The following is a 6,268-nucleotide window of genomic DNA, read 5'->3' on the forward strand; positions in this document are numbered from 1 at the left end:
TCCCACAGGGGAACTCATTCCAAATGTGGGAGCGGGCTTGCTCGCGAAGGGGCCTTTACAGACAACACAAAACTACCGGGATTTACTCCGGCAGCTCATACACATAAATCTTGTCCGCCTCCATCTGATACCCGGCATCCGCCAGCTCGCTGCTCGACGCTTTGACCTGCAACGGCCCCTCGATCCAGTACGGCTGATACAGCTCATCCAGCTTCACACCCAACTCGCTTTTCACATGCACGATCTGGTTCGACGGCGGTGGCGGCACATGGATGCACGCGCCGAAATACGGCACCAGCAAGAAGTCCGTGGTGCGCCCCTCTTCATTGACTTCCAGCGGCACGATATAGCCCGGCAACCGAATGTTCTGGCCATCGAGCGCCTGCACCACCGGCGCATTCGGCAGATCCTGCTTCGCCGCTGGCGCCGACTCCGCCGACAGCGCATCGCTCATTTTCGACAGGTCGTGCAGCGGGGTCATGTTCGGCACTTCCGGCGCGGCGTCCGGCGGGATCATTTCCGACCATGTCAGGTCTTTCGGCGCCGCGGCCCACACGGGCAGGGCAACCAGCAACAGCAGCGCAAGCAAGGCGCGGGGCATGGTGAACATCCTCATAAACGGATCGACAGGCCATCGGCCAAAGATTGGCGATAAGCGCGCCAGGCCGGCACGCTGCCCATCAGCAGCGCGGCCGCCAGAATGCCACCGAGCAGCGTCCATTCATACTCGCTCGGCCACGCCAGCGGCAGAAACAGACCGTAATTGGCCTGCACGTAACCCTGCGCAGCGGCGATGCCGATGTACAGCAACGCAACGCCGGCGATCACCCCGGTCAGCGCCAGAGCGAACGCTTCCAGCACCAGCAGACTCGCGATGTGCCACGGCCGCGCACCGACCGAACGCAGAATCGCCATCTCGCGGCGACGTTCGTTGAGGCTGGTGAGAATCGCCGTGAGCATGCCGATCAAACCGGTCAGCACGACGAACAGCGAAACCACGAACAAGGCTTTTTCAGCGGTGCTCATCAGGCTCCACAACTCCTGCAACGCCACGCCCGGCAGGATCGCCAGCATCGGCTCACCACGGAATTCGTTGATCTCGCGTTGCAGCGCAAAAGTGGAAATTTTGCTGTTGAGACCGAGCATGAACGCGGTGATCGCTTGCGGCGTCAGGTCCATGTTGCGCGCCTGATCCGCCGTGATCCGCCCGTTGCCACGCGCCGGCACGCCGTTGTGCCAGTCGATGTGAATCGCCTCCATGCCACCGAGGCTGATGTGCAACGTGCGATCGACCGGCGTGCCGGTGCGCTTGAGAATGCCGACCACGGTGAACGGTTTGTCGTCGTGTTTGACCAGACTGATCGCCGCCACACCGTGGGCCAGCACCAGTTGGTCGCCGAGTTTGTAATGCAACGCGTCGGCGACTTCAGCACCGAGCACCACTTCAAACGGATCGGTGGCAAACGCACGACCGTCGGCCAGTTGCAGATGCTGCTGGCGCCCGTACTGGTAGTGCTCGAAATACGCTTCAGTGGTGCCCATCACGCGGTAGCCGCGATGGGAATCGCCGAGGGACATCGGGATCGCCCACTTCACTTTCGGGTTGTTGGCGAAGTGTTCGAAGCTGTCCCAGCGAATGTTGTTGGTCGCGTTGCCGATGCGGAACACCGAGTACAGCAACAGATTCACCGAACCCGAGCGCGCGCCGACGATCAGGTCGGTGCCGCTGATGGTGCTGGCGAAACTGGCTTTGGCTTCGGTGCGCACCCGTTCAACGGCGAGCAATAGACAGACCGACAGGGCGATGGCGAAAGCCGTGAGCAAAGCGGTAAAGCGGCGGTTGGCCAGGCTGGCCATGGCCAGACGAAACAAATACATCTCAGACCTCGGCAGACGTGGCGGCGCGATTGAGTTCGGCCAGGGACAGGTGACGGTCGAACAACGGCGCCAGGCTCTGATCGTGGCTGACGAACAGCAGACTCGATCCGGCTTCGCGGCACTCGGCGAACAACAGGCGAATGAAGTTTTCCCGGGCGTCGTAATCCAGCGCCGAGGTCGGTTCGTCGGCGATAACCAGTTCGGGCTGGCCGATCAAGGCACGCGCGGCGGCCACGCGTTGTTGCTGACCGATCGACAGCGAATCCGCGCGACGGCTGAGAATGCTTTCATCCTTCAAACCCAAGTGGGCGAGCAGGGTGGCGGCGGCTTGATCGACGCTGCCGTGACGCTGTTTCGCCCGTTGCGCACGCAGTTTGGAGAAGTGGCATGGCAGCTCAACGTTCTCGCGCACCGAGAGAAACGGCAGCAAGTTGAACTGCTGAAAAATGTAGCCGGTGTGATCGACGCGGAAGGTGTCGCGGGCGCCGGCAGAGAGTTCGGTCAGTTCCTGGCCGAGCAGACGAATGCTGCCGCGATCCGGTTTCTGCACACCGCCGAGCAGGCCGAGCAGGGTGGTCTTGCCGCTGCCGCTCGGGCCTTTGAGAAACAGGGTTTCGCCCGGTTCCAGACGAAACGCCGGGATGTCCAGCAGCGGCGGGTGACCGGGCCAACTGAAGCCCAGGTCGGACAGTTCGATGAGTGCTTGGGTCATGGCACCAATTTCATGAGTTTTCATAGCCCTGTAGGAGCTGCCGAAGGCTGCGATCTTTTGATCCTGATCTTCTTAAAGCAAGATCAAAAGATCGCAGCCTTCGGCAGCTCCTACAGGGGGATTTTCGGTGTGATCAGAATTTCAGGGAGGCAGCCTTGGCCGTCACTTCAGCACCTTGCTGGCCGCTCGCGCTGATCAGTTGTACCTGAATTTTCTGCGTCGCCGGGAAGGTATTGAAGATGTTCGCCAGATCCAGTGTCTTCAACGCGCCGGGCGTTGCGCACTTGATCTGGTAGTGCGCGTGGATTTCGCTGTGGTCGTGGTGATGTTCGTGACCGTCCTTGTCCGCTTCATCTTCGTCATGATCGTCGGCATCCGGTTTGTCGCCAAACAACGGACTCTCGAGTTCCTGACCGACGACTTTGCAACCGGCAGCGGCTGGCAGACTGAACAGCGCCAATGGTTTTTCCAGCTGCGCACGGGCGGCGGCGACTTTGGCTTTATCGGCATCCGTGGTCGCGAGGTGTTCGAAACCCACGAGGTTCATCGCCGGGCTTTCCAGCTCCAGCTCCAGCATCTGACCGTCGAGCGCGGCGTTCAAGCGACCGACACCGTGCTCATGTGCGCCGAGGCTGCCGTGTTCATGATCGTGGTCGTGCTCATCGGCAGCATGGGCGACGGCCAGCGGCAACAGGGCAAACGGCAAAGCGAGCAGCAGACGGCGCATGGCGAACTCCGGGAGTAAAGTGAAGAGTTTGTTATGTAATCTTATAACGAAAGTCCGCAGAGTTTGCCCGTGCGCTTGGCGTTGCACAAGTCCCGTGGGAGCATGCAGGTCAGAAAAGTGCAGGAGCGAACTCAATGTTGCGGATACGCGGAACCGTCGGTGACCTGCCGGTGGATTTGACGGTGGAACTGGATGACAGCGACTGGGCACGGCTCGGCTCGGCCCTGAATGGGCAAGTGCAGACGGCGCAGCCTGAAGTGGCCACGTCGGCGCCAGTGGTGAAACCGCTGAATCAGGATGATGCGTTGTGGCAGGTGGCGCGGGATCTGTTGCGCAAGGCCGGGCAACTCAGCGGACCGGATCTGCTTGAACAGCTTGAAGGGCTGACTGGCAGCGCGGTGGCGGGCAAGCGCTTGCTGGTGCGTTTGCGCCACAGTTCGGACGTGAAAGTGGTGAGTGGCGGGGATACGCCGCTTTACAGCTGGATCGAGTGAATCGCAAAAGATCGCAGCCTGCGGCAGCTCCTACAGGTTCAGCGTTCATCCGCAAAATGCGCGGTGAACACGATCCCAATGTAGGAGCTGCCGAAGGCTGCGATCTTTTGATTTTAATAAAGCGCAGCAAACATCTTCCGGCGGTAAACGCTGACCAGCGGATGATCATTGCCCAGCAACTCAAACACCTGCAGCAACGTCTTGTGCGGCAACCCTTCGGCATAATTGCGATTGCGGATAAACAGCTTGAGCATCGCCTCCAGCGCGGCTTCGTACTGTTGACGCGCCAGTTGCTGGATCGCCAGTTGATACACCGCCTCATCGTCCTGCGGATCTTTCGCCAAACGGGCTTTCAAGTCAGCCGTATCCGGCAGATCACGCGCCAGACCAAGGAACTTGATCTGCGCCTTGGCCCCGGCCAGCGCGGCTTTGTGCTCGTCGCTTTTGACCGCATCCAGCACGGTCTGCGCTTCGCCCAGCTCACCGCGTTCAGTCAGGCAGCGCGCATAGAGAATCAGCGCTTTGGCGTTGGTGTTGTCTTCATTGAGCATCACCACCAGCGCCGCTTCGGCATCGGCATAACGGCCGTCATCGAACAACGCTTGAGCCTGTTCGAATGGATCGGCTTCGGCCGGCGGTGGCATCTGCACATGCGGCTCAAGCAGGGCACGCACGGCGGATTCCGGTTGCGCACCGGCAAAACCGTCGACCGGTTGACCGTCCTTGAACAGCACGACGGTCGGCAGGCTGCGAATGCCGAAACGGGCGACGATGTCCTGCTCGATGTCGCAGTTGACCTTGGCCAGCAGCAACTCGCCCTGATAGCTCTCGGCAATGGTTTGCAGCATCGGCATCAGCGCCTTGCACGGCGCACACCATTCGGCCCAGAAATCCACCAGCACCGGTTTGCTGAAAGAAGCCTCGATCACCGACTGGTCGAAATCGGCCGTCGTGGCGTCGAAGATGTACGGCGTTTGCTCACTCATGGGGGATCTCGTCAAAGCGTGGATGGGGCAACTATACGGCTTGGCGGGGGGTGGCCGGAAGGCAGAGATGTGTTGTCTGGCAGGACGCCTTCGCGAGCAGGCTCGCTCCCACAGGGGAACGCATTCCAAATGTGGGAGCGGGCTTGCTCGCGAAGCTCTTAACTAACGCCGCGCATGGTAAAGGCTGACATGCCGAAATTCCTCAGGCTCCGCGAGATCCGGCAACGTCATCGCCTCAAGCATTTCAATGCGCTGATACAACGGATGGCGAAAATCCCGCACCCGCGAATCCGCTACCAACGCCTCACGGCCACGGCTCAAAAACGCATCGAGCAACGGCAGATTCGCCCGGTCATACAACACGTCCGCCACCAGAATCAGATCAAAGCGGTCGGCCTCGGCAAAGAAATCCGTCGAATAACCCATCTCGACATCATTCAACGCGGCGTTCGCCCGGCAGGCGGAAATCGCCAGTGGATCGACATCGCACGCCACCACCTCAAGCGCTCCAGCCTTAACCGCCGCAATCCCGGCAATCCCCGAGCCAGCGCCGAAATCCAGCACGCGTTTACCGCGCACCCACTCGGGAAACTCCGCCAGATAACGCGCCACCGCCAGACCGCTGGCCCAGCAGAATCCCCAGTAGGGCGGCTCGTGCAGAATTCGCTGGATTTCTTCCTGGCTGAATTGGCGATCCATGTTGTCGCCGTCGATCAGCCATAGCTGTAAATCAGTGTCGGGCAACGCGCAGACCTTGAGTCTGGCGTCGCCGAGCAATTCACCTAACGCTAGTTGCAGGTCGAGCGGTGCCGTCATGGTGCTTTGACAAATTGCAGCTGGCCCAACGCTTGAGTGGTCGGCTGGCTGATGGTTTGCGAAGGCAAATGCAGGATCAACTGGCCGGACTGGCTGGCGCGGCCACGCAGCTCAACCCGCGCACCGGCCGGGAAGGCGTCCGGGTTGAAGCGCAGGCGGAACGGCAGGATCTGGTTGTTGCCGATCAGGCTGGAACTGGCGAGCAATTGTTGCGGGCGATCCTTCTCATCGATCACCAGCAACGCCAGTTCGACTTCGGCGCCAGCCGGCACGCCTTGCAGGGTGCCACTCAGTTCACGTTGATAAGCCGGCAGCGGGCCGAGCTCGGCAGCCTCTTTGGCTTTTTTCTGCGCCTGTTGTGGCGCCGGCCCCGGAGTCGGCGGCTGCGGCTTGGGTGCATCGCTGCCACAGGCCACCAGCAGGCTGAAAAGACTGAGCAAAACGAGCGGACGTAACGGCATTGGAGGCTCCGGCAAAATGAAATCCATGGATCAAACGATCATGCCGTTCTGTATACCGCAAACCCTATGGCTTGTCTTGCCACCGGGATGCGCTACCATGGCCCTCCCTTTTTTTGTTGCCAGCCACCATGCACTGTCCCTTCTGCGGTGCCAACGACACCAAGGTCATCGACTCGCGTCTGGTCGCCGAGGGC

General features: G+C 60.7%; 8 protein-coding genes and 1 pseudogene. 2 read left to right on the forward strand and 7 right to left on the reverse strand.

All coding sequences use genetic code 11. From position 1 onward, the window contains the following. Positions 1 to 82: 82 nt before the first annotated feature. The 4 genes from ACIP1X_RS20275 to ACIP1X_RS20290 all read right to left on the reverse strand — a co-directional run bounded on the left by ACIP1X_RS20275 (position 83) and on the right by ACIP1X_RS20290 (position 3,317). Positions 83 to 601 (reverse strand): DUF3299 domain-containing protein, encoded by a 519-nt coding sequence (locus tag ACIP1X_RS20275; protein WP_400754609.1) that lies wholly within the window; start codon positions 599 to 601, stop codon positions 83 to 85. Positions 602 to 612: 11 nt separating this feature from the next. Next, positions 613 to 1,878 carry an ABC transporter permease gene (locus ACIP1X_RS20280; RefSeq protein WP_400754612.1) on the reverse strand — a complete coding sequence of 422 codons (1,266 nt, stop codon included), beginning with the start codon at positions 1,876 to 1,878 and terminating at the stop codon, positions 613 to 615. A 1-nt stretch (position 1,879) separates the two neighbouring features. Next, on the reverse strand, positions 1,880 to 2,590 hold the full coding sequence (locus ACIP1X_RS20285; protein WP_053124268.1) for an ABC transporter ATP-binding protein: 711 nt from the start codon (positions 2,588 to 2,590) through the stop codon (positions 1,880 to 1,882). 133 nt (positions 2,591 to 2,723) lie between these two features. After that, complete coding sequence (locus ACIP1X_RS20290) at positions 2,724 to 3,317, reverse strand: DUF2796 domain-containing protein (RefSeq protein WP_053124266.1); 594 nt, start codon at positions 3,315 to 3,317, stop codon at positions 2,724 to 2,726. Between the two features lie 134 nt (positions 3,318 to 3,451). Between ACIP1X_RS20290 and ACIP1X_RS20295 the strand changes: the two genes are divergently transcribed. Continuing rightward, the gene (locus ACIP1X_RS20295; protein ID WP_400754614.1) at positions 3,452 to 3,811 is read left to right on the forward strand and encodes a hypothetical protein; all 360 of its coding nucleotides are present in this window, start codon (positions 3,452 to 3,454) and stop codon (positions 3,809 to 3,811) included. Positions 3,812 to 3,924: 113 nt separating this feature from the next. Here the strand turns inward: ACIP1X_RS20295 and trxA are convergent, their stop codons facing one another. From trxA to ACIP1X_RS20310, 3 genes are all read right to left on the reverse strand, one after another. Further along, positions 3,925 to 4,797 (reverse strand): thioredoxin, encoded by an 873-nt coding sequence (gene trxA / locus ACIP1X_RS20300; protein ID WP_212551344.1) that lies wholly within the window; start codon positions 4,795 to 4,797, stop codon positions 3,925 to 3,927. Positions 4,798 to 4,959: 162 nt separating this feature from the next. Continuing rightward, the gene (locus ACIP1X_RS20305) at positions 4,960 to 5,613 is read right to left on the reverse strand and encodes a class I SAM-dependent methyltransferase (protein WP_400754616.1); all 654 of its coding nucleotides are present in this window, start codon (positions 5,611 to 5,613) and stop codon (positions 4,960 to 4,962) included. Beyond that, the gene (locus tag ACIP1X_RS20310) at positions 5,610 to 6,074 is read right to left on the reverse strand and encodes a YbaY family lipoprotein (protein ID WP_053124259.1); all 465 of its coding nucleotides are present in this window, start codon (positions 6,072 to 6,074) and stop codon (positions 5,610 to 5,612) included. Before ACIP1X_RS20310 ends, ACIP1X_RS20305 begins: the two co-directional genes overlap by 4 nt. Positions 6,075 to 6,202: 128 nt before the next feature. On the opposite strand from ACIP1X_RS20310, the pseudogene ACIP1X_RS20315 reads away from it, so the two are divergent. Continuing rightward, positions 6,203 to 6,268 (forward strand): annotated as a pseudogene (locus ACIP1X_RS20315) (transcriptional regulator NrdR); the annotation flags it as partial.

It is taken from the genome of Pseudomonas sp. NPDC088885, assembly GCF_044750025.1.
Lineage (GTDB): Bacteria > Pseudomonadota > Gammaproteobacteria > Pseudomonadales > Pseudomonadaceae > Aquipseudomonas > Aquipseudomonas rustica.